Annotated in this window: 16 protein-coding genes; 8 read left to right on the top strand and 8 right to left on the bottom strand. The window is 63.8% G+C overall.

The genetic code is table 11. The features are described 5' to 3' along the window. Positions 1-99 precede the first annotated feature (99 nt). Together ACR9ZN_RS12310 and ACR9ZN_RS12305 are read right to left on the bottom strand one after the other, a co-directional pair. Positions 100-741, bottom strand: coding sequence for a LysE family translocator (locus tag ACR9ZN_RS12310; RefSeq protein ID WP_481272345.1), 642 nt, complete (start codon positions 739-741; stop codon positions 100-102). 196 nt (positions 742-937) lie between these two features. Further along, the gene (locus tag ACR9ZN_RS12305; RefSeq protein WP_481272344.1) at positions 938-8,056 is read right to left on the bottom strand and encodes an apolipoprotein A-IV repeat region-like domain-containing protein; all 7,119 of its coding nucleotides are present in this window, start codon (positions 8,054-8,056) and stop codon (positions 938-940) included. A gap of 400 nt (positions 8,057-8,456) precedes the next feature. Between ACR9ZN_RS12305 and ACR9ZN_RS12300 the strand changes: the two genes are divergently transcribed. Continuing rightward, entirely contained in the window at positions 8,457-8,777 is a 321-nt protein-coding gene (locus ACR9ZN_RS12300) for a 2Fe-2S iron-sulfur cluster-binding protein (protein ID WP_434956733.1), read from the top strand. Between the two features lie 8 nt (positions 8,778-8,785). Further along, positions 8,786-9,769, top strand: coding sequence for an N-acetyl-D-Glu racemase DgcA (dgcA, locus tag ACR9ZN_RS12295; RefSeq protein ID WP_454814164.1), 984 nt, complete (start codon positions 8,786-8,788; stop codon positions 9,767-9,769). Here the strand turns inward: dgcA and ACR9ZN_RS12290 are convergent. Next, positions 9,739-10,953 carry an MFS transporter gene (locus ACR9ZN_RS12290; RefSeq protein ID WP_481272343.1) on the bottom strand — a complete coding sequence of 405 codons (1,215 nt, stop codon included), beginning with the start codon at positions 10,951-10,953 and terminating at the stop codon, positions 9,739-9,741. The two genes, dgcA and ACR9ZN_RS12290, sit on opposite strands and share 31 nt — an antisense overlap. Positions 10,954-11,079: 126 nt before the next feature. Between ACR9ZN_RS12290 and ACR9ZN_RS12285 the strand changes: the two genes are divergently transcribed. Continuing rightward, positions 11,080-12,489 (top strand): hypothetical protein, encoded by a 1,410-nt coding sequence (locus ACR9ZN_RS12285; protein ID WP_481272342.1) that lies wholly within the window; start codon positions 11,080-11,082, stop codon positions 12,487-12,489. A 97-nt stretch (positions 12,490-12,586) separates the two neighbouring features. Here ACR9ZN_RS12285 and ACR9ZN_RS12280 read toward each other — a convergent pair whose 3' ends face one another. Genes ACR9ZN_RS12280 through ACR9ZN_RS12265 form a run of 4 tightly spaced genes read right to left on the bottom strand, consistent with a single transcriptional unit; the run spans position 12,587 to position 16,760 of the window. Next, complete coding sequence (locus tag ACR9ZN_RS12280) at positions 12,587-13,228, bottom strand: ABC-type transport auxiliary lipoprotein family protein (RefSeq protein WP_481272341.1); 642 nt, start codon at positions 13,226-13,228, stop codon at positions 12,587-12,589. 1 nt (position 13,229) lies between these two features. Beyond that, on the bottom strand, positions 13,230-14,807 hold the full coding sequence (locus ACR9ZN_RS12275; protein WP_481272340.1) for an MlaD family protein: 1,578 nt from the start codon (positions 14,805-14,807) through the stop codon (positions 13,230-13,232). 2 nt (positions 14,808-14,809) lie between these two features. Continuing rightward, positions 14,810-15,586, bottom strand: a complete 777-nt coding sequence (locus ACR9ZN_RS12270; protein WP_481274351.1) for an ABC transporter ATP-binding protein — start codon at positions 15,584-15,586, stop codon at positions 14,810-14,812. Between the two features lie 31 nt (positions 15,587-15,617). Further along, positions 15,618-16,760 carry an MlaE family ABC transporter permease gene (locus ACR9ZN_RS12265; protein ID WP_441773964.1) on the bottom strand — a complete coding sequence of 381 codons (1,143 nt, stop codon included), beginning with the start codon at positions 16,758-16,760 and terminating at the stop codon, positions 15,618-15,620. A 174-nt stretch (positions 16,761-16,934) separates the two neighbouring features. Between ACR9ZN_RS12265 and dgcN the strand changes: the two genes are divergently transcribed. The 3 genes from dgcN to ACR9ZN_RS12250 all read left to right on the top strand — a co-directional run bounded on the left by dgcN (position 16,935) and on the right by ACR9ZN_RS12250 (position 19,380). Then, on the top strand, positions 16,935-17,942 hold the full coding sequence (gene dgcN, locus ACR9ZN_RS12260; RefSeq protein WP_454814158.1) for an N-acetyltransferase DgcN: 1,008 nt from the start codon (positions 16,935-16,937) through the stop codon (positions 17,940-17,942). A 58-nt stretch (positions 17,943-18,000) separates the two neighbouring features. Next, positions 18,001-18,687: a fumarylacetoacetate hydrolase family protein gene (locus tag ACR9ZN_RS12255; protein ID WP_454814157.1), complete on the top strand. Its 687-nt coding sequence runs from the start codon at positions 18,001-18,003 to the stop codon at positions 18,685-18,687. 198 nt (positions 18,688-18,885) lie between these two features. Beyond that, positions 18,886-19,380, top strand: a complete 495-nt coding sequence (locus ACR9ZN_RS12250) for a DUF3237 domain-containing protein (RefSeq protein WP_454814156.1) — start codon at positions 18,886-18,888, stop codon at positions 19,378-19,380. A 12-nt stretch (positions 19,381-19,392) separates the two neighbouring features. Here the strand turns inward: ACR9ZN_RS12250 and ACR9ZN_RS12245 are convergent, their stop codons facing one another. Then, complete coding sequence (locus ACR9ZN_RS12245; protein WP_481272339.1) at positions 19,393-20,274, bottom strand: AraC family transcriptional regulator; 882 nt, start codon at positions 20,272-20,274, stop codon at positions 19,393-19,395. Positions 20,275-20,409: 135 nt separating this feature from the next. On the opposite strand from ACR9ZN_RS12245, the gene ACR9ZN_RS12240 reads away from it, so the two are divergent. Both ACR9ZN_RS12240 and ACR9ZN_RS12235 read left to right on the top strand, forming a co-directional pair. After that, positions 20,410-21,441: an NAD(P)/FAD-dependent oxidoreductase gene (locus ACR9ZN_RS12240; RefSeq protein ID WP_434956721.1), complete on the top strand. Its 1,032-nt coding sequence runs from the start codon at positions 20,410-20,412 to the stop codon at positions 21,439-21,441. Between the two features lie 262 nt (positions 21,442-21,703). Further along, positions 21,704-22,237 (top strand): universal stress protein, encoded by a 534-nt coding sequence (locus ACR9ZN_RS12235; RefSeq protein WP_441773969.1) that lies wholly within the window; start codon positions 21,704-21,706, stop codon positions 22,235-22,237. Positions 22,238-22,261: the final 24 nt, after the last annotated feature.

Genomic DNA, 22,261 nt, shown 5'->3' with positions numbered 1-22,261 from the left:
CCGGTAATACCGGCCAGTATTGAGCTCGCAATGATGGGCCAGCAAGTCAAACTCAATGCAGATTGGTCGCGGCCACGACCCCATCCGAATCGCAATACCTCATACCCGCGACAGCAGCAGGCGGATACCGGCGAAGCCGAAAAACAGCGCCAGCGTGGCTTCGATCCAGCGCCGCGCCCTCTGATAGAGGCGAACCATGGGCCGGGCGGAAAAGATCAGGGCATAACCGCCGAAGGTGGTCAGTCCGATCACCGCACAGCCGGCGATGATCGCCAAGGCTGTATGCCCAGGGGCGTCCGACTTGAGGCCGAGCGACATGATGGCGATCCAGGCAAGGATCGACTTCGGATTGGTCAGATGCAGCATCAGGCCACGCCAATAGAGCTGGCGATAATCGATCGGGCCACGTTCTTGCCTTGCCTCATCCTGGCCGGCCTTGAGGGCGGAACGAGCCGATTTGATCGCCAGATAGAGGAGATAGAGGCCGCCGCCGATCTTGATGGCGGTGAGGGCATTGGCATAGGCGGCGAGAAGGGTGGAAACACCGGTGGCCGCCAGCACGGCCCAGATCATCGAGCCCGTCATGATGCCGGCTGCCAGCACCAGCGCCGGCAGGCGCCCCCGTCCCATGGCCACGCCCATGATGGCCATGTTGCTCGGACCGGGGCTGGCTACCGCGATGGTGTAGACCATGTAGACGGCGAGCAAGGCATGGAATTGATGAAACAGGGCGTCGCCCATCGGGAACGTCTCACTGAAACGCCAGGCTTTTGGCAGGTTGGCAAATAATTGACTGACAATAGCGGTACAAGGCTTCCGCGCAAGCGCGGGTTCGGCGCGGCAGCAATGTCGTCGGCCCAAGGAAAAAGGCCCCGAAAACTCGGGGCCTTTTTCATTCTCAACCAAACGGTTGCGGACGGCCGGTTGCCGGCGGTGCTCAGGTGAGCTTGCCGGCCGCATGCGCCAGGATTGTATAGACCTTGCCGGAATCGGCGGTGAGATAGGTCCTTGCCATGTTGCCGCTGCGGTCCTCGCGGTCCACTTCGGCAATGAGCTGCTCGAACTCCTGGACATAGCGGTCCACCGTCGCCTGGAACTCCGCATCGCGGCGATAGCGCCGGCGGATTTCCTCGAAGGCCTGCTGGCCCTGCAGTGTGTAGAGCCGGCGCGAGAAGGCGTTGCGCTCGCCGCGACGGTAGCGATCCCAGACCTCGGCGACAGCGTCATGTTCGACCATCTTGGCGATGTCGACCGAGAGCGTGTCGAGGGAGGATGCCATGACCGCCGGCGTGTTGGCCTGGGGGGCCGCTTCGGGCTCGTCACGCGAGGCGCGCGCCAGCACTTCCGAGAGCCAGCCAGTGCCGCGCCGCTCGCCTCGCGAGGCAGGTGCTGCCACGGCGGTTCCGCGAGCCGGAGCAGCCGGCTTCAGGTCGGGCACCGGGGGCAGCGTGCCGGCGCGCGGCATTTCCGTCCGGCGGGCAGGGGTTTCGGGTGTCACCTCGGCGCGCTCGCGCAACCGGAGTGGGGCAGGGATCGGCCGGTCCGTCGGCTCGGCGATATCGAGCGAGCGGCTGGAGCGGCTGACGATATCGGCGAGGTCGTTCAGGGCCTGGATCTGCTCGGCCACGACGCGGCGCATGGTGGCGGTGGAGTCCGACGTCTCCTTCGGGATCTCCAGCAGGCCGCGCTTGAGCTCGGAGCGGGTGGCTTCCAGCTCCTGCTTCACGGTCTGGGTCATGCCACGCATCTCCTGGGCCACTTCGGCAAAACGCTCGGTGGCGTTGCCGAACAGGCCGGAGATTTCCTGCACTGCCTGCTCATAGGTCGACTTGAGGGCGGTGGAGGTGCGATCGCGCTCCTTGCCGGTAGTGGCACGGATGAGTTCAAACTGATCCGCAATGGCCTGCGCCGTGGTGTTGGCGTTATCGGCGAGCAGGCCACTGGTCTGGCGCGCCTTGCTTTCGGCATTGGCGAGCTTTTCCTCGATCACCTCGGCGAAGGATTTCATCATCGCTTCCATTGCCTCGACCTTGCCGCCCACAGTGGTGACCAGGGCCTCCAGGGTGGCGCGACGTTCATCGAGAGCCTGGTCGACACGCGTCTGCGTATCGGTCAGGACTGCAGCGGCGCTGGTGAGGTGATTGCTTTGTTCCTCCAGGCGGTCGGCCATGGTGCCGACATCGCTGATGACGTGAGAGGCAAGGTCGCGCAGCGTGGAGACCTGATCGCCGACACGATCGGTCGCGCCGCTGGTCTGATCGGCCAGGCTCAGCATGGTCGACTGGAAATCGCGCATGCGACCGGCCAGGCCTCCCTCGATGGCATCGAGTGCCTTGGTGGAACTGTCGAGCGACTCGTGCAGGGCGGTGTTGGTGCCGGCGACCCGATCCAGCAGTCCGCTGATTTCCTCACGCAGTCGTGCCTGCAGCGAGCCGAGGTCACCGATCGCCTGGCTGGCCTTGGTTTCGATGGAGGAGGAGAGGGCCAGCGAAGAGGCCTCCAACGCCTGGCTCAGTTCGGAACGCTTGGTCGAGAGGGCCTCGACCAGGTCGCCGCCCTTCTTGCCGATCAGGTCGGCAAGCTCGCCTGCCCGCTCGTCGAGCGCCTTGGCCACCGTCTGGGCGATATCGCCGAGTTCGCTGGACATGCTGGTGCTGCGCGTGGACAGCGTCTCGACCAGGAACTGGCCGCGCTCGTCGAGAATCCTGGCGATCTCGCCGGAGCGGGCGCCCAGCAGGCTGGCGAGGGCGCTGGTCTTGTCACGCAATTGGGTGCTGACATCGCCCGAGATCTGGTTCAGCGTGTCGATCAACTGCTGACCACGCTCGCTGAGCAGGCCCGCCATGGCGTTGGTGCGGGTATCGAGCAAGGCATTGATCTCGTCCGCACGCTCGCCGAGCTTGGCGCTGACGTCGCCGGACAGGCGGCTGAGCGTCGCGTCGACAGAGGCGACATTCTGCAGGAGATCGACCGAGACGTTCTGTACTCTCTCGCTGAGCGTGTCGGCGATATGCAGTCCGCGCGAGTCGAGGGCGTCCGAGAGATCGGCGAGGCGGCCGAGAACGTCCTGCTCGAAGCGGGTGATCCGCGAGTCGAGGGCATGCGCGATGTCGTCGGCGCGCGTGCCGAGGGCGCGATCGATTTCGCTGACCTTGCTGGACAGCGTGTCCGCGATGGCGGTGGTTTTGCTGTCGAACTGGGCTGCGATCTCGGCGGCCTTGACCGTCAGGTCATTGCTCATCAGCGAAGAGCGGCTGTCGATATGCGAGGTGAGGTCCTCGGCGCGAGCGCTAAGTGTTTCGGTCAGATCGGTACCCTTGTTGCCGAGCGCCACGACGATGTCGTCAGCGCGGCGTGACAGGGTGTCGGTGATCGTGGCGCTGCGGCCGTCGATGAGCGAGGTGATCTCGCGGGCCCGCCCGTCGAGCAGGGTGCCGATCGCCTGGGTCCGCTCGTCGATGAGGGTGCTGATCTGCGTGGCGCGGCCCCCCAGCAACTCGTCGATGGCACTGCTTCGGCCATCCAGGAGATCGCTGATCTGGGAAGCACGGTTGTCGAGCACGCTGCCGATAGCGGCGGCGCGGCCGTCGAGCAGGTCGCTGGCCTCGCGGGCCTTGGCTTCCAGCGTGGCACCGACTTCCTTGCCGCCTTCGCCAAGCAGCTTGGCGAGTTCGAGCGTGCGGGTCGCCAGGGTCTCGTTGAGCGACCGGGCCCGGCTGTCCAGGCCCTGATCGATCCGGGCGAGGCGGCCTTCGATAGTCTGGGCGACGTCGCTCGCCTTGGTGGTCAGGCGGTCATCCAAATCGGCCAGTTGCCCATCGAGCGCCGCCAGCTTCTCTTCCAGCGTATGTGCGACGGAGGCCGTGTGGGTGCCGAAACGGGCATCGAAAGCCTCGAGCTTGCCGCCGAGCAGTTCGGCTGCATGGGCCGTGTGGCCCTGCACCTGATCGGTAAGGCGGGTGCCGTGCAGGCGGATAGAGCTCTCGAAGCCGAGCAGCTTCTGGGCGAGGTCGTCGCTGAGAGCCCGGGAATCGTCGCCGATACGGGCGGCGAGGGCATGGCCGCGGTTGCTGACGATATCGTCGAGCTCGGCAATCTGGCGTTCCAATGACTGGTTCACCTCGCCGATGCGCTGGCTCATGCCTTGCTCGAAGACCTTGAGCTGATTGTCCAGCGTGGCGTGGATGGTGGTCGCGTTCGACTGGAACTTGGTCTCGAAAGTGCTGAGCTTGTCGGCAATCGCGCCATGAATGACGTCGGTATTGGCCGCGACCTGCGCCTGCAGCGTAACCAGGCGCTCGTCGAGCGCATCCTGCAAGGCGGAGGAGTTGTTGAGGAAGTGCGTCTCGAACGAGCCGAAGCGCTGGTCGAGCGAGGAGCGCACCAGGGCCGTGTTGCTGGCGAAGCGCATCTCGAAGGCGGCCAGACTGTCGTCGAGCGCGGCCTGGGTGTTCTGCACATCGCCGTTGAAGCGGCTCTGGAAGTCGCCGAGACGGGCGGCGAGATCGGCCTGGTTGGCTTGCAGCGTATCGCTGAAGCTGGCCTGGAAGTCGCTGATCCGGTTCTCGAAATTCGAGGCCGCCGTCGAGGCCATCAACTGGAAGCGACGCTCGAAATCGTTCAGGCGGGTATCGAGCAAGGCATGGGCATCATTGGCGCTGCCGGCGAAATACTGCTCGAACTGGCTGAGGCGATTGTCGATCACGCCATGCGCATTCTCGGCGCTGGCGCCGAAGCGCTCTTCGAATTCGCCCAGGCGCTTGTCGAGAGCGGACTGAGCACCATTGGCACTGGAGCCGAAACGCAGTTCGAACTCGCCCAGTCGCTTGTCGACCGAGGCCTGGACCTGATCCGCGCTGGCGCCGAAACGCTGCTCGAATTCGCTGATACGCTGCTCGATCGCGGCCTGCGCCTGATCGGTGCTGGCGCCGAAGCGCTGTTCGAAGCCACCCAGTTCGCGGCTGAGCGTTGCCTGGATGTCGCGTGCGCTGGAGCCGAAACGCTTCTCGAACTCGCCCAGATGCTGGTTGAGTGTGGTCTCGATCCCCTGGGCGCCAGAGCCGAAGCGTAGCTCGAACTCACTCATGCGCTGGGCGAGAGCTGTCTGGATATCGCCGGCGCCCGACATGAAGCGCTGCTCGAAATCGCCCAGACGCTGCGAAAGGGTGCTCTGGATGTCCCCCGCACCCGACACGAAGCGCTGCTCGAAATCGCCGAGGCGTTGGCCGAGGGCGGCATGGATGTCGTCGGCACCGGCGCCGAAGCGTTGCTCGAACTCGCCCAGACGCTGGTTGAGCGTGGTGTGGATATCCTCGGCACCGGCGCTGAAGCGCTGCTCGAATTCGCCGAGGCGTTGGCTGAGCGAAGCGTGGATGCTGTCGGCACCCGAGCCGAAACGCTTCTCGAAATCGCCCAGACGCTGATTGAGCGTGGTGTGGATGTCCTCGGCACCGGCGCTGAAACGCTGCTCGAACTCGCCGAGGCGCTGGCTGAGCGAGGCATGGATGCTATCGGCGCCCGAGCCGAAACGCTTCTCGAAATCGCCGAGACGCTGGTTGAGCGACGCGTGAATATCCTCGGCACCGGCGCTGAAGCGTTGCTCGAATTCGCCGAGGCGCTGGCTGAGCGAGGCATGGATGCTGTCGGCGCCCGAGCCGAAACGCTTCTCGAAATCGCCGAGACGCTGGTTGAGCGAAGCGTGGATATCTTCGGCATTGGTGCCGAAGCGCTGCTCGAAATCGCCCAGGCGCTGGCTGAGGGCGCCGTGCGCCTGTTCGGCATTGGCGTTGAAGCGCTGCTCGAAGCCCTTGAGCGTGTCGTCGAGGCCCGAACGGTTGTTCTGGATATTGGTGGCGAAGCGCACCTCGAACTCGCCCAGACGCCGGTCGAGATCGGCATGGGCGAGGGTGGAGAGCGATTTGAAGCGATGCTCGAACTCGGACATGCGGGTGTCGAGCCCGGTATGGATGGTGCCGGCGCTTTCGGCGAAGCGGGCGTCGAAGCCCTTGAGCGTGTCGTCGAGGGCCGAATGCACCTTCTGGGCATGGTCGAGGCTGCGCGCCTCCAGGCCCGACAGGCGCTCGTCGAGGCGCGAATGCAGGCCGTCGGCGATCTCCTGGCTGCGCTTCTCATGGTTATCGAGACGTTCGGCCAGAGCCTTGCCGAAGGCATTGGTCTGGGTTTCGACGGTGTTCTCGAGCCGCGATACGCCGAAATTGATCTGCGAGACGGCGGCGGCGCTGCGCTCGCCGATGACGCGGGTCAGCGTGTCGCCGCCAATGGCGAGAATGCCGGAGGCGTCGCGGGCAGCTGTGCTGATGCGGGTGGAAAGCTGCGTGCCTTCCTCTTCCAGCACGGCCTGCAGGCGCTGTGCGGACGCGGCGACCGCGACCTCGGTTTCGGTGCTGCGTTTTTCGATATTGGCCACGATGGCCTGGCCCGTCGCCGCCAGCCGGCGATCGATGTCGCCGCCGCCGACCACGATGGATTCGTGGATGCGCTCGCCGGTCTGGGTGAGCCGGTCGGCAAGGTCGCCGCCACGCGTCGTGATGATCTCGGCGATCTGGGTGGCCGTGTTCTCGAGCTTGCCGGCGACATCCATGCCGCGGCTCTGCAGGTCGCCGAGAATAGCGTCGCCCGTCGAGCGCAGCGTGCTGTTGACGTCGGCCACGGAGCCGATGATCTGCTCGACCATCTTGGCGCCGGTGTCACGGATGGAACTGACCACCACGTCGGTGCCCTCGGCGAAGGCATTGGTCAGGCCGGATCCGGTGCGCACCAGCGTGTCGTTCACCGCGGTGCCGCGTTCGACGATATCGTCGACAATGCGCTGGCTGCTGGTGGTCAGGGTCTCGTTGAGCTCCAGGGCGCGCGAGGACAGCGTGCTGCTGATCTCGTTGGCGCGGGTGGCGAAGTTCTCGTTGACCTGGTTGGAGGTCGATGTGAGGTGTTCGGTGATCTCGGAGACGCGGCGGTTGAGCTGTTCCGTCACCTGCTCGGACGAGCTCGACAGCGACTTGTTGACGTCCTGGGCGGTCGTCGTCATGCGGTCGATCAGCGAATTGCCGCGATCGGCCATGGCGCCGACCATATGATCGCCAACCTTGGCGAGTTCCGAGGTAAGCTGGCTGCCGCGCTCGCCGAAAGAGCGCATAACCTGCAGGCCGGCCTCGGAGACCTCTGAGGAGATGCGGCCGGCAACCGAGCCGAGCGCCAGGGTCAGGTCGTCATGCGCGACGACGATCGCCGAACGCACCCGGTCGGCATTGCCGACGATGGCTTCGCGCTGGGTCGAGAGATCCTCCACCAGCGAGCGAATGCGCTGCTCGCTCTCCGTATAGGAGCGCTCGAGCATCGAGACCTCGTTGTGCACCATGATCTCGAGTTCGCTGGCGCGGGCAAGAGCGCGATCGATGCCGTCGCCCATGGCCGCGACCTCGCGGCGAATGGCCTGGCCGACGGAGGTGACGGCCTCTGCTGCGGCACCTTCAGGCTCCGCCAGGCGCAGGGCGACCTGCGTCATCGACCGGGTGACGAAACGCATTTCCTGAGCGCGCCAGACCAAGCCCGCCACGGCAAAGAAGAAGAAGGGCGGCAACACCACGGCGAGAATGCCGAGAGCCAGGCCGGGATTGGCCTGATAGGTCGAGGTCTGGAACAGGTTTGACGCCGTGAGATTGCCGAGGAGGCTAAGCAGCAGGGCGCCACCGGCGAGCCAGGCAGCTGAGAGGGCGAGAGCGGTCCAATAAGGCATGCGCGAAGGGCGGCGCTGGAGAGCCTGCAGCAATTGGCCGACATTGGCGCGGTCATCATTGGCGGGCGAGCGAGGTTCGCGGGCGAGCGGGCGGTCGGCAGGCTTGTCTTCGGTGCGAGGCGCAACGGCAGGCGGCTCCTGTGGCTCGGGCTCCACCTCGAAGTTGAAGCCCTCGTCGGCCTTGGGAAGCTGCGCGGGTTCCTTATCGGGCGTTTGTGAAGCAGCTGTGCTCAGATTGAGTGCTTCCTCGATTGCAGACAGGGCGGCGTCCGCCGGATCCTGCATCTTCGATTTGTTCGCCATAATCCGCCTCACGCTACTCAATTCAACGCCGCCCGCCTGGGATCCGGACGACCCCAGGCTGAATTCGCTGCACCTGTTTCAGCCCCCCATTTCAGGCGAAATGGGTTTCGCATCGGTCCGCCTATGCGAAGGACAATGCTGCCAGCTTGAAATCCTATCCTGCACGGAGGGGAATGGGAACCGCTTCGGCACGCTTTCCAGCAGCATCGTTAACGACTTTTTTACCACGTCGAAATCGCGCGAAAATGAGGCAAATTCGAGATTTTACCGGGTTTGAGATGGCGCGAGCCAAAAGTGGCGCGTCCGGAAAGCGCGGTTCGGGAGCGATCCGGACAGTGTCGGACTGGAACCTTGCCAATGCGCTCTATATAGAACGCTTGTCAGAAAGCTGAGATGGACGATGGTCAAAATCATATTCCGAGATCACACCGGTGCAGGCCGGGAAGTTGAGGCCGAGCCGGGCTCGACGGTGATGGAAGCGGCGATCCGCAACGGCATTCCGGGCATCGTGGCCGAATGCGGCGGAGCCTGCGCCTGTGCCACCTGCCATGTCTATGTCGACGAGGCCTTCATGCCTCTGGTCGGTGAACCCGAGCCGATGGAGGAAGACATGCTGGACTTTGCCTTCGACGTGCGCCCGACCTCCAGGCTTTCCTGCCAGATCCGCGTTCGCGACAATCTCGATGGTTTGATCGTGAACACCCCCGAGAAGCAGGCCTGACGCTCACCATGGCCACGCGTCTTTCCCTCGCCGTCGAGCGCTGGCCGCTCGCCAATGTCTTCACCATCGCCCGTGGATCCAAGACCGAGGCCGTTGTGGTCGTCGTGGAGATCGCCCGTGATGGCCTGTTAGGACGCGGCGAATGCGTGCCCTATGCACGCTATGGCGAAACGGTGGAAGGCGTGGTTCAGGCCATCGAGGCACGGCGTCCGGCGATCGAGGCCGGACTGTCGCGTGCCGCTCTCCAGGATCTCGTTCCGGCCGGCGCTGCCCGCAACGCCATTGACTGCGCCTTGTGGGATCTGGAGGCCAAGCTTGCCGGCAAGCCGGCCTGGCGCATGGCGGGCCTGACCGAGCCCGGCCCGGTGACCACGGCTTATACGATTTCGCTGGGCGAGCCGGAGGCGATGGCGGAGGCCGCGGCCAAGGCAGCCCATCGGCCTTTGCTCAAGGTCAAGCTCGGCACCACCGATGACGCCGCGCGCATCGCCGCCGTCCGTCGCTATGCCCCGCGGTCACAATTGATCATCGATGCCAATGAAGGCTGGCGGGCCGACAATCTGGTTGCCAATCTGCGCGCCTGTGCGCAAGCCGGCGTCACCCTGATCGAGCAACCCTTGCCGGCCGGCGATGACGGCGCCCTCGCGCAGGTGGAGCGGATCGTGCCCGTTTGCGCCGATGAATCCTTGCATGATCGCGCATCGCTGCCGGGGCTCAAGGGGCGTTATGACGCCATCAACATCAAGCTCGACAAGGCGGGCGGCCTCACCGAAGCCATCGCGCTGGCCGAGCAGTCCCGTTCCCTGGACCTCGATTTGATGATCGGCTGCATGGTCGGTACGTCCCTGGCCATGGCGCCGGCACTGCTGCTCGCTGGCCAGGCTGTTGTCGTCGATCTCGACGGACCGCTATTGCTCGCCGGCGACCGGGAGCCCGGTCTGCGCTATGACGGCAGCACCGTCTATCCGCCCGAGGCTGGGCTCTGGGGCTGAGCGCCTTGGCGATCAGTTCCTTTGCGCTCGATCGCGCCGGCGAAGACCACCAGGCCGGTGCCGATCATGGCGATCAGGGCCATGGCAAAATAGCCATGGGCCGAGAACAGCCCATATAGCTCGCCCGACAGCACGGTGCCGAGGGTGAGGCCGATGCCGATGACCGAGGCGACCACGCCCTGGCGCGCCGAGGGATTGCGCGTAAAGCGTGCGACCCAGCCCATGGTGGCCAGATGCACGCAGGCGAAGGAAAAGCCGTGCAGGGCCTGAAGTCCCGCCACGGCGAGGCCGTTGGCGGGGGCAAGGCCCAGCAGTATCCAGCGCATGATGCCGATGACGCCACCGAACAGGATCAGCCGGTAGGGACCGAGCCGCCCGGCAATATTGCTCCCGAATAGGAAGATGCTGGTCTCCAGCACTACGCCGATGGCCCAGAGCACGCCGATCTGCAAGGAGGAAAAGCCCTGGTCCTGCCAGATCAGCGTGCCGAAGCTATAGAGAAAAGCGTGAGCGCCCTGCAGGCAGGCGATGCCGGCGACGAAGACGATCATCAACTGGAGCGGCGGCGATGTCCCATCAGACGCCGGGCGCATGATCAGCCGCCGGCCGCGGCTGCGGTCGTCCGGTAGCGACAGGCCCGCGAAAACCGTGAGCGCCGCCAGGATCGCCAGGATCGGCGGCACGGTAGTGATCGGCAGATGTTTCAGCACCAGGCCGGCGGTGAGGCCGGAGACGAGCCAGGCGAGTGAGCCCCATTGCCGGATCTGGCCATATTTATGGCCATGCAGGCTGACGCCGCCGAGAACGATGGTGTCGAGCAAAGGCGTGGTGGCGGCGACGAAGGCAAAGGCGATGGCCAGATTGATGGCAACCGCGGTGAAGCTTTCGGCGAAGGTGAGGCCGGCATAGCCGAAGGCCGCGCAGCAGACCATGAACAGAAAGGTGCGGCGCGGGCCAAGCGGGCCATCGCCGATCCAGGCGAAGGGAGCCGAGCTCACCCGCATCAGCATGGGGATGGCCAGAAGCAGGCCCATATCGCTGGCATTGAAGCCGCGCTCGACCAGCCAGAGCGGAAAGAAGGGCGTGTAGACGCCAGGTCCGGCGAGCAAGAGAGCGTAGGTCACGCTGGCTGCAATCGCAGATTTGCGTGAGGCGCTCCAATCCTTGAAGGAAATCAGCGACATCGGGGGAAAACACCGCTCAGGATTGGCTCCCGGCGGGCGCTTTGGCTTATATGGGGGAAGAATCAAGAGAACGACGATTCGTTGATTCTCTTACGCCCGCCTGTGCCAGTTGACGAGGGCCATTTGATGCAATCGCTTTCGCCCGAACCGCTGCTCAGCGAAGAGGATTACGGCGCCATCGAAGCGGCCGTGATGGAGACAGCGCGGGGGCGCTGGTTCCTGGCCGAATATGCTCGCCGCAACCGCAACGCCGACACCGAAGCCGTGCTGACGGCAATCCGCCGTCTCGAACGCTTTGTCCAGAGCGCCGGAGCTCTGGATGCGCGCGACGAGGTTACACGTGGTATGGCCGACATCGCGCAGGCAATCGCGGCCGCCCAATCGGCACCGGTGACCGTGGATGCCGCCTCCAAGGCGGCATCGGCGTCAGCGCAACCTTTGCCCACAACGCTGGAGCATCATGCCGAAAAGAGGGCGCCGATTTTCGGGAAAAACGATGCGACAATAATGACCGACGGCAACGTATCCGAGCCCCAAATCGGATCGGATGCGGTCGACCTTTCCCCCCGGACGATTGCCGAGCCCGTGCAAGGTGAGCCGGGGATTGGCGCTTCCAAGCCTGTCTTGACAGTCGAGGAAACAGCCCCCGCGGCGGTGGCATTTTCATCTCCCGAACCGAGTTCGATTGAGGCGGATGAGAGGCTGGAGCATCATTCCGAAACGTCGACGCCGATTTTCGGCAAGAATGATGCATCAACAATAGACGACGGCATCGAAGCCGATTCCGAAGTCGGGTCTGATGCCGCCGAGCCTGGAGTCGCCGGAATCGATCGGGGTTGGGAAAGGCTCGAACTCGCGGCGACCGAGATCGCAGCGTTGGGACTGCCGCCGGAACTGGCGAGCCAGGACAGCACCGATGTCTCGTTCGCGCAGGTCACCGACGAGCAGGTTGAGCCCGAGGTCCCGACCGCTGCCACGATGCAAAGCGAGGTTGTTTTCGCGTCCGGCGTCGGTGAGGCGGAGCCTGGCGAACTCTTTCCGATCCTTGAGCTCGACGAGGAGGCAACCGAGGCGCTGCTGACGCTGGACGTGCCGCGCCAGGAACTGATCTTGCCGGCCAATCACCTTGCCACCCAGCGCTGGCACAAGGAATTGGCGGCCGGGGAGGAGACAGCCCGGCATCGTCTCGACAAATGGGCTGCGATCTCAGGCAAGAGCGAAATCGCAGCCGGTTTCTCGACAGGGGAAGGCGATCAGGACAAGGTACTCGATATGGTGGCCGTAGTGGAGGAAGCGCTCGAGCCGGCGCCTCCCTCTGGCCTGGTGACCTTCATCGATGAGGAACCTGTGGAGGAGGAACAGTCGATCTTCACCGCTCCTCTCAGGCTCGAGCCGGAGGCGACGATCGACCACGAAGTCATGGTCGTCGCACACAAGCCCGCCGCCGCAGCGCAGCCACGGGAACTCGCGCCCCGAGTGACCCTTGGCGAAATCGAGGCCATGCCTTTCATCAAGAAGGCGGCCCTGTTCAGCTGAATCTTGCCCTCGCATGTTGCGAGATGTGGGCAGAGTATTGGGTGATTTTTGGATAATCTTTTTATTTCAATCGTTTGCGATTGAAGTTTAACTTAAATTATGAAGCCAAGGATGCCTTGCTCGTCGTCCAGGCCACAATCTCGACCAGCACTTTGCGCAACGCCTGATCGAGAGTGCCGGAAGCCTGCTGACCGCTCAGGCCGGCGGCGGGGACGCGGGCGGAAAACAGATTGGCGGCGACGATGCGCCCCGATTTCTGGCTGACCACGCGAGCGGCAACAGTCACCACGGCAATAGGCGAAGCGCCGGTATCGATCTGGAAATCACGCAGTTCCGTCACCAGCAGGGCATCCGGCGTGAACTTGTCGTCAGGCCGTCCCACCGTGCCGATGCGGTGGGCGTTCTCGAAGGTCTGGATCAGGCGGGCCTGAACCAGAAGGGGCAGGCGATCGGCCCACTGGGCCCCGGGCAGATAGGAGATCTGGCTGTTGGCGCTATGCACCAGGATGCGGTCGCTGTTGATGGCCTGAAGGGCGGTGGGCTCGGCGACCATGATCTGGGCACGGCTGTTGCCGCGCGCTTCGACATCCCGGGGAGCACTGAGGTCATAGGTTGCGGGCGGCGGCGCGCCGGCCAGCGTGGAGCATCCTCCGGCGAGCAGGGCTGCTGACAGGACTAGGGCCTTCGCCGAATGAGCGGGCAGTGAGTCGAAGAGGGAACGCATACTGGCACCACGCATATCATTTACCCTTGTAATCAGGGATATTCGATTTCGGCCCGAAGATCAGCTGTTGTGGATTGCGCTGCAGGCCGTTGAGGGTCCGCTGCAGGTTTTGCAGGGTCTTCTGCCCGTCAACGGCCAATTGCCGATAATCCCGCAGGCCGGCGCCGGTGAACTGATCGAGATTCTTCGCCAATGCCGCGGTACGGGCGTCGAGATTGGTGGCAAATTGGCGAATGGCTTTGGCTGCTTCGGTGATCTCGGCGAACATGCCCTGGCCGCCCTGGCCCGAAGTCATGGCGGTGATGTTCTTCATGATGCCGTCGAGTTGATCGGCCGCGCGGTTGAGCTTCTTGGAGATCTCGCCGGCGTCGGCGACGACCTGGCGGACCTGGGTGCTGGAATCGCCGAGAGTGGCGGCAAACTTGTTCACATTGGTGACGACGTCATCGATCTTGGCCGGATCGATAGCGGTCGCGACCTTGTTGAAGCTGTCGAAGGCGGCTGCGAGCTTGGGTGTCATCGCCGCGAGGTCACCGGAAATCCTGCGGGCATCCTTGACGAAGGCCGTGATTTCGTCGGCGTTCTGGCCGAGCGCGCCGGTGAAGGCGGCGACATTGTCGACCACCTGGTTGACCTTCGCGCTGTCGACCGCAGCGGTGATGCGGTTGATGTTCTCGAGGCCCGCATCGAGCTTGGGTGCCATCGCATTGAGCTGCGCCGTCAACGAGGAGGCGTTGGTGGCGAAGGCCTGCAGCGGCTCGCGGCTGTCGGCCAGCGTCTTGGTGAAGGCGGTAATATTGTCGACGGCAGCCTGCGCCTTGGCGGCGTCGAAGGCCCGCGTGAAGGCGGTTAGCTGGTCGGACGCCTGAGATATATTGGTGACGATATGATCGATCTTCTCGGGCGAGACCGCCTTGATCAAGGCCTGCAGGTCGGATGACATGCCGTTGAGATTGTCAGCCACGCGCTTGATGCTCTTGGCGGCTTCGCCGGTGCTGTGCAGGAATTCGGAAACATTGGCCGAATTGTCGGCAAGCGCCTTGGTGAAGGTCTGGACGTTCTGGATGGTCGCCGTGGCGTTGGCCTCGTTTTGGCTGATCCAGCCATCCAGCCGGTTCATGGTCGAAGCTGCCTGGGTGATGGTGTCGCGCGCGCCGTCCACCAGATTCTGCAATTCCGAGCGCTGGGCCTGGATCACGGCATATTGCTGACCTTCCTTGGGTTTGAGATCCTCCGTATCTGGCTTGCCACCATAGAGCTGGATATTGGCGCCACCAGTGATGCCGGTGAATTCCAGCCGTGCCGAGGTGTCCACTTTCACCGGGGTCTTGTCGCGCACGCTGATGACGGCGATCACACCCGAGGGATTGTTGGGGTTGATCTCAAGCGTTTCGACCTGTCCGACCCGGATGCCATTGAAGGTGACGCTCGATCCGACGGTGAGGCCGGTGACGGAGCCGGCGAAATCCACCTGGAAACGCCTGACGGTCTGGCTCTCGCTGATACGGGCGAACCAGATCACGAAGCCGAGTGCCGCGGCGACGACTGCCAGGGTGAACAGGCCGATCAGGGCATTGTGAGCGCGTGTTTCCATGTTCAGCTCGGATTCTTGGCGCCATTGCTGGCAGTCGCCAGGGCTGCGCGGGCTCGGGGGCCATGAAAATAGGCACGCAGCCAGGGGTGGTCGGAAGCGAGCATGGTCTCCATCGGGCCTTGAGCCAACACGCGGCCCTCGCCAACCGCCACGATGCGATCGCAGATGGTGTGGAGGCTGTCGAGGTCGTGCGTCACCATATAGACGGTGAGGCCGAGTGTCTGCCTGAGCGTGGCGATCAATTCGTCGAATTCACCGGCGCCGATGGGATCAAGGCCGGAGGTTGGTTCGTCGAGAAAAACCAGATCGGGATCGAGGGCGAGGGCGCGCGCTAGCGCCGCGCGCTTGATCATGCCGCCGGATAGTTCGGAAGGTCTTTTGTCCGCGGCGTCCGGCTTCAACCCGACCAGCGCGATCTTCAGCATGGCAAGCTCGTCCAGGAGCTTGGGCGAGAGCTTGAGATATTCGCGCATCGGCACCTGGATGTTCTGCTTCACTGTCAGGGAGGAGAACAGGGCGCCTTGCTGGAACAGCACCCCCCAGCGCCGGGCAATACGTTGCTGGTCGCGTGGGCGCAAGCCGAGATAGTCCTGGCCGAACACCTCGATCTCGCCCGAATAGAGTGGCGCCAGGCCGATGATGGTGCGCATCAGCACGGATTTGCCGGTACCCGAGGCGCCGACGACGCCGAGGATCTCGCCGCGATAGACGTCGAGGCTGAGGCCGTCGAGGATGAAGCGGGTGCCAAAGGTCACCCGCACGTCGCGGGCGGAGATGATGGTCTGGCCGGGGGGATCGGGGGGGGCATGGTCAGAAGTTGATCGAAGTGAAGAACATGGCGAAGATGCCGTCGACCACGATGACGATGAACATCGACTTGACCACCGAGGCAGTGGTCTGACGTCCCAGCGATTCCGCCGATCCTTGCACCTTGAAGCCTTCGATGCAGGCGGTGATGCCGATCATCAGGGCCATGACGGGCGCCTTGATCAGGCCGACCAGGAAAGTGTGCATGGTCATCGAATCTCGCAAATTCTGCAGAAAGGTGGTCGGCGTGATGCCGCCATACCCCCAGGCCACCAACGCGCCGCCGAATGTACCCGCCATTGCCGCCAGAAACGTCAGCATCGGCAGGGCTATGATCAAGGCGAGGATGCGCGGAATGACCAGGACCTCCATGGGATCGATGCCCATGACGTGCATGGCGTCGATCTCCTCGCGCATCTTCATGGAGCCGAGTTCGGCCGTGATCGCCGAACCCGAGCGCCCCGCCACCATGATGGCTGCGAGCAACAGGCCGACCTCGCGGAACATCAACGCGGCCAGGGCGGGGACCACGTAGAGCTGTGCGCCATAATAGCTCAGCTGCAGGATCATCTGCTGGGACAGGATGGCACCGACCAGAAAGGAGATCAGGGCGATGATCGGCACGCCGCGCAGGCCGATCAGCTCGATCTGGTTCACCACCGCGGCCCCGCGAAAGCGCGTACGCGCCGCGATCAGGCGCCCGATCGCGCGCATGGTCTCGCCGAGGAACGCGTTCATGTTCACGGCGTCATGCATGATCCGGCGCATGGATTGGCCGAGATCGGCCAGGAGCTCGATGAGATGATGCGCTTCCGGCGGCTGGGGGAGCGCTGTGATGTTCTGGGCCGCGATCTCCGCCAGCAGGATCGCCTGCTCTTTAGTGGCGTTGGTGATCTCGAGTGTGGAGTTGCGCGCACCGAAGGCTGCCCGGATATTCTCGATGACGACACCGCCGAGCGTGTCGAGCTGGGAGACGCCGGACAGGTCGAATTCCACCACCGTATTGGCGGGCGCGGCCTTGATCATGATGGCGGAGAGCTTTTCCAGATGCCGCGAATTGCGCGCGACCCAGGCGCCCGTCGGGGCCAGCCTGGCAGGACCCGCCTGGGTCAGATCGCTGTTGTCTATGTCCGACTCGGGCTTCAAGTTAGGAAACGGGCTCTTGCGGGGGAATCACTGCAGGTCATACTAATCTCTCAGGCATGATGCGCAAAAAGCCCCGTGTCGCTTTGCCAATATTTCTGTGCAGTCAACAGGATAGCGTGTGAGAGTGCGACCCGGCAACCACTGCGCGCAGGTCTTCAGGAAGGTCGCCGTCCCATGCAAATCGAAAAGCCCTATCTGATGTTCGTCGGCGACGTGGCCGATCAGCTTGCCGCCAAGACTGCGGCGGGTATCGTCGACTGGCGCCGGGATTGGTGTGTCGGCCAGTTGCGCCTGCCCGGGTGCCGGGCGGATCTGGGATTGGAGGACCTCGGCATTGCCGAGGGCGTCGGGCGTGGTGCCCGGACGCTGGTGATCGGCGTGGTCAATGCCGGTGGCGTCCTGCCGGAGCACTGGATCAGCGTGATCGTCGAGGCGCTTGAGGCCGGGCTCGATGTCGCCTCGGGCCTGCATCGCAGGCTGGAGGAGTTTCCGCAGATTGCCGAAGCCGCCCGGCGTCATGGCCGGCAGCTCCACGACGTGCGTATCCCGAGCCGGAGTTTCGCCACCGGCAAGGGCACCAAGCGCAGCGGCCTGCGGCTGCTCACCGTCGGTACCGATTGTTCGGTGGGTAAGAAGTACACTGCCCTCGCGCTGGAGCGGGAGATGCGGGCCCAAGGGCTCGACGCCGATTTCCGCGCTACGGGCCAGACCGGTATCCTGATTTCGGGGCGCGGCGTCGCCGTGGATGCGGTGGTGGCCGATTTCATCTCCGGTGCCGCCGAATGGATCAGTCCGGATGCCGATCCCCATCATTGGGACGTGATCGAAGGGCAGGGCAGCTTGTTTCACCCCTCCTTCGCCGGTGTGACCCTTGGGCTGCTGCATGGTGCCCAGCCCGACGCCTTCGTCGTCTGCCATGAACCGACCCGCAGGACCATGCGCGGCGTGCCTGCCGCCTTGCCGAGCATTCGCGCCGTCATCGACGCTACCATCGCCAATGGCCACCTCACCAATCCGGGCATTCAATGCATCGGCATCGCCGTCAACACCCAGGCCCTGGACGAGGCTGCTGCGAGGTCCTGCCTGGCCGATATCGCCGACGCCGAGGGGCTGCCCACGACGGACCCCGTCAGGTTCGGTGTGGCAGATATCGTCAAGCGGTTGAGGGAAGTGTTCGACTGACTTTCGCTCGCCCGCCCGATGAGCCGGAGCTTTCTCATTAAACCAGGAAGATTTTGCGATGGACTATGTCATTGAACCGCCACCACAGGCCTTCGTTGCGGTCTCCGGTGAAACCGCCGTCTTTCCGGTGCGCCGCATCTGGTGTGTGGGGCGTAACTACGCCGACCATGCCCGCGAGATGGGCGCTGATCCCACGCGCGAGCCGCCCTTCTTCTTCGCCAAGCCTGCCGACACCGTCAATCCGGGCGGCCTGCTGCCGTTTCCGAGCCAGACCGCGGACCTGCATCACGAAATCGAACTGGTGGTGGCCATCGGACGGGCGGGACGGGACGTTCCAGTCGAACGGGCGCTCGACCATGTCTATGGCTATGCCGTCGGCCTCGATATGACCCGCCGGGACATCCAGGCCGAGGCGAAGAAACTGTCCAGGCCCTGGGAACTTGCCAAGGGCTTCGACCAGTCGTGCCCGATCAGCGCCATCGTGCCAGCTGCGCGCATCGGCCACCCCGGCAAGGGCAGGATCGAGGTGGCGGTCAATGGCAAGGTGCAGCAATCGGGAGACCTGTCGCAGATGATCTGGTCGGTGCCGGAGGCCATCGCCTATCTGTCGCGCTATGTGGCGCTGGCGCCCGGCGACCTCCTGATGACGGGCACGCCCGCCGGCGTCAGCTCGGTGAAACCCGGCGACACTCTGCGCGGCAGCTGCGAGGGGATCGGCGAGATCGTCGTGAGCTACGAGGGGTGAGCGGGCGACGGCTTGTTTCCGCCGGATATCTCCCCTGAGAATGGCCACGCCTCAAAGGCGGGCGATCCGTTGCTTCCCACGAGCGAGGCGCGGTTTTTCCGAGCCCCACTTTTTCTCTAACTCAATATTTTCACGCGTCTTTGCGATTTGAAGTGCTTCCGGCAAATGGCAAGATGCGTTGGCAAGGAGTGGTTCGAAATGTCCTTTCCATCCTTCGACGGACTGCCCGATGCGCTGAAAGGCATCCGAACCAAGCCCCTTTTCGTGATCGAGCTCGACGTAGCAAAGCCGATCGGTTTCGGGACGACGCCGAACGGCGATCGGCGTGTCGGTGTCGTCGCTGGCGGCCGTTTCGAAGGCGAGCGATTGTCCGGTGAGGTGCTCGAGGGCGGCAGCGACTGGCAGATCATGCGGCAGGACGGCTGCACGACACTGGACGTGCGATTGATCCTCAAAACCACCGATGGAGCCCTGATCGGCATGTCCTATCGTGGGCTGCGGCACGGTCCTCCTGCCTTGATGGCTGAACTGGCCAAGGGCGGCCGGGTTGACCCGGCCGACTACTATTTCCGCATCAGCGCGGCATTCGAAACCGCTACGCCGAACTACGATTGGCTCAACCGTATCCTTGCCGTGGGTGTCGGCGACCGGCGGCCGGGAGGGCCAGTCTACAGCCTTTTCGAGTTGCTCTGAGCCAGGAGGGCACTACTTCAAGGGCAGGTTCACGGCCGTCAGCCATTCGGAAGGCGGTGCGCCGCGGGGATCGTTGAGATACTCCTCGAAGCAGGGCGCATCGCCCGGCTGACGCCCGGAATGCGGCAGCCAGCTGTGATAGAGATAGGCATAGGCGACATCGAGATCGGCATAGGGCCCCTTGTGCACCAGCCGTGCCACCGGGCCGCCGCCGACCTCGCGCCAGGCCATGTCGGGGCCGAGCGGGCTGTCTTCGGGCACGGCCAAGCCGGCCTCGGAGCGCAATTCGGCGAGAGGCTTGCTGTCGGGATCGTCATAATAGATGCCGATCATCCGCGCTCCCGATCGCAGCAGGCCGTTGCCGCCGGCCCAGGCGAACAGGCGCTCGAAGCTTGCGCCGATCTTCTGATAGTCGCCGCGATGGGGCAGGGTGACCAGCCTCAGTTTCGGAATATCCTCGATGGTGACGTCGTAATGCAGGGCTTCGCGCAAAGCGGTGGCACGGGTCATGGCTTGAGATCCTGAGTGCTGGAGGACCGGGCGCAGATCCTGGCCGGCACGCCGATAGGTGGCTGGCGGCGAGCCATAGGCCGTCGAGAAGGCGCGGGTGAACGCCGCCACCGAGCCATAGCCGGCCCGCGTGGCGATGCGCGCCAGCGTGTGCTGCGAGCGGTTGAGCTCGACGGCGGCACGATGCAGGCGCAACCGCCGCACAGCCTCCGCCACCGTCTCTCCCGTGACCGCGACGAAGATGCGGTGGAAGTGATAGGGCGAGAAGCAGGCAATATCGCTCAAATCGTCGAGTTCGAGCCGATCGTCGAGACGCTCGGCGATATGGCTCATCACCCGCTCGATACGAGCGGCATAAGCGAGGCTGGTTTCGTGTCGGGTCATGATCTGTCTCCGGTGGCCTCACCCTAGCTGCGCTGATTTGATCGCAATTGCGGAGTTGACGAGGCGATGCGCTTCGTTGACTTTGGTCAGCCTTGCTGCCCCATAGCAGGCGCTAAACCACCCATCGGACAGATCATGACTGAGATTATCAAGACCGACGTGCTCATCGTCGGCGCCGGGCCTGTCGGCCTGTTCTCCGTATTCGAACTCGGTCTGCTCGATATCAGGGTGCATGTGGTCGACATTCTCGACAAGATCGGCGGCCAGTGCGCCGAGCTCTATCCGGAAAAGCCGATCTACGACATTCCTGGCTTCCCGATCGTCACAGGACAGGAGCTGGTCGACAATCTGCTCAAGCAGATCGAGCCTTTCTCGCCCGTCTTCCATCTCTCGCGCATGATCTCGACGATCGAGCGCATCGGTGATCCGCTGTTCCGGGTCACCACCGATGCCGGCGACGTCTTCGAGACCAAGACCGTGGTGATCGCTGCCGGTGGCGGCTCCTTCCAACCCAAGAAGCCGCCGATCGAGGGCATCGAAGCCTATGAGGGCAAGTCGGTCTCCTATGCCGTGCGGCAGATGGAGGCTTTGCGCGACCGCTCCGTGCTCATCGTCGGCGGCGGCGATTCTGCCCTCGACTGGACGCTGAACCTGCAGCCCATCGCCAAGCGCGTGACGCTGATGCACCGCCGCGACGCCTTCCGAGCCGCTCCCCACTCGGTGGAGAAGATGCGGGCCCTGGCGGCGGCCGGTGCAATGGACCTGAAATTCGGGCAGGTCGTTGGCCTGGAAGGGGCGGATGGCCAGCTCTCGGGCGCCGTGGTCAAGGAGGATACCGGCAATCTCTATACCCTGCCGGTCGAGCATATGCTGCCCTTCTTCGGCCTGACCATGAAGCTCGGGCCAGTGTCGGATTGGGGCCTCGACCTGCACAACGAGGAATTGGTGCTGGTCTCCACCGAGACCTTCGAGACTTCGCAGCCGGGCATTTTCGCCATCGGCGACATCAACTGGTATCCCGGCAAGCTCAAGCTCATCCTCTCGGGCTTCCATGAAGGCGCGTTGATGGCGCAGAAGGCCTTCCGCTACATCTACCCGGAGAAACGCCTGACCTTCCAATACACAACCTCATCCTCTTCCCTGCAGAAAAAACTCGGCGTGCTCTGAACTTTTCGGCATCCCAGGCGTTTGCATTTCGTCAGGGGGCGCTATATCGATTCATAGCGTTTTGCTATTTGACGGAGGCATTTCAAATCGCAAAGACGCGTCGAACCAAAGAACTGGAGTAAAAGCGGGTTTCTACCAAAACGCGCTTTGCTCTAGGTACAGCCGTCCGATGACGGTCGGGGCGTGCTCTTTCAACTGAGGCGTGACGCCATAGCGTCTATTCTGTTCTGTGCGTCATGCTCGGCCAACGGGAGTAGACAAGATGTTCAAGTCGATCGTTGTTCCTGTCGATATTGCGGATCTGAAATTGGCCAGACTCGCCATCGACAGCGCAGTGAAACTTGCCGATACCGCCGGCGCGACGCTGACCCTGGTCCATGTCGTGCCGATCATGCCTTTGATGATGCTGGATACGGTGCCCGTGAGCTTTGAAGGCGAAGTCGCCGAAAAGGCAAAGGGATCCCTCGCCGATCTGGCCCGTACGGTGTTGCTGCCGGGTGGCCAGGTGCAGAGCGTCGTGCGGATCGGCGGTATCTATCACGAAGTGCTGGCAATTGCCGAGGAGCAGCATGCCGATCTCGTGGTGGTCGGTTCGCATCAACCCAGTGTGGCGACCTACCTGCTCGGCTGCAATGCGAGCGCCATCGTCCGCCATTCCGGTTGCTCGGTGCTGGTCATTCGTGAAGAGAAGCCGCATGCCGAGGAGACCGCCCAGGAGACTGCCGACGTACCGTCGCATTTCGCCTCGGTTGACGATGCCATGCGGGCAGCCTGGGACGCCGATAAGCTACATTGAAGCTTGAGCCGAGGCTCCGAGAGG

The sequence above is a fragment of the Labrys sp. HAY1-8F genome (assembly GCF_056754975.1).
The sequence above is the reverse complement of the archived record's forward strand: the minus strand, read 5'-3'. Positions and strand labels throughout refer to the sequence as shown.

Excerpts from the sequence above, each read along its gene's own strand:
- ACR9ZN_RS12235 (WP_441773969.1), top strand. The coding sequence starts at position 21,704 with ATGTTCAAGTCGATCGTTGTTCCTGTCGATATTGCGGATCTGAAATTG.
- ACR9ZN_RS12240 (WP_434956721.1), top strand. The coding sequence starts at position 20,410 with ATGACTGAGATTATCAAGACCGACGTGCTCATCGTCGGCGCCGGGCCT.
- dgcN (WP_454814158.1), top strand. The coding sequence starts at position 16,935 with ATGCAAATCGAAAAGCCCTATCTGATGTTCGTCGGCGACGTGGCCGAT.
- ACR9ZN_RS12285 (WP_481272342.1), top strand. The coding sequence starts at position 11,080 with ATGCAATCGCTTTCGCCCGAACCGCTGCTCAGCGAAGAGGATTACGGC.
- ACR9ZN_RS12280 (WP_481272341.1), bottom strand. The coding sequence starts at position 13,228 with ATGCGTGGTGCCAGTATGCGTTCCCTCTTCGACTCACTGCCCGCTCAT.
- ACR9ZN_RS12245 (WP_481272339.1), bottom strand. The coding sequence starts at position 20,274 with ATGACCCGACACGAAACCAGCCTCGCTTATGCCGCTCGTATCGAGCGG.
- ACR9ZN_RS12310 (WP_481272345.1), bottom strand. The coding sequence starts at position 741 with ATGGGCGACGCCCTGTTTCATCAATTCCATGCCTTGCTCGCCGTCTAC.
- ACR9ZN_RS12255 (WP_454814157.1), top strand. The coding sequence starts at position 18,001 with ATGGACTATGTCATTGAACCGCCACCACAGGCCTTCGTTGCGGTCTCC.
- ACR9ZN_RS12250 (WP_454814156.1), top strand. The coding sequence starts at position 18,886 with ATGTCCTTTCCATCCTTCGACGGACTGCCCGATGCGCTGAAAGGCATC.
- dgcA (WP_454814164.1), top strand. The coding sequence starts at position 8,786 with ATGGCCACGCGTCTTTCCCTCGCCGTCGAGCGCTGGCCGCTCGCCAAT.
- ACR9ZN_RS12305 (WP_481272344.1), bottom strand. The coding sequence starts at position 8,056 with ATGGCGAACAAATCGAAGATGCAGGATCCGGCGGACGCCGCCCTGTCT.
- ACR9ZN_RS12290 (WP_481272343.1), bottom strand. The coding sequence starts at position 10,953 with ATGTCGCTGATTTCCTTCAAGGATTGGAGCGCCTCACGCAAATCTGCG.
- ACR9ZN_RS12300 (WP_434956733.1), top strand. The coding sequence starts at position 8,457 with ATGGTCAAAATCATATTCCGAGATCACACCGGTGCAGGCCGGGAAGTT.
- ACR9ZN_RS12275 (WP_481272340.1), bottom strand. The coding sequence starts at position 14,807 with ATGGAAACACGCGCTCACAATGCCCTGATCGGCCTGTTCACCCTGGCA.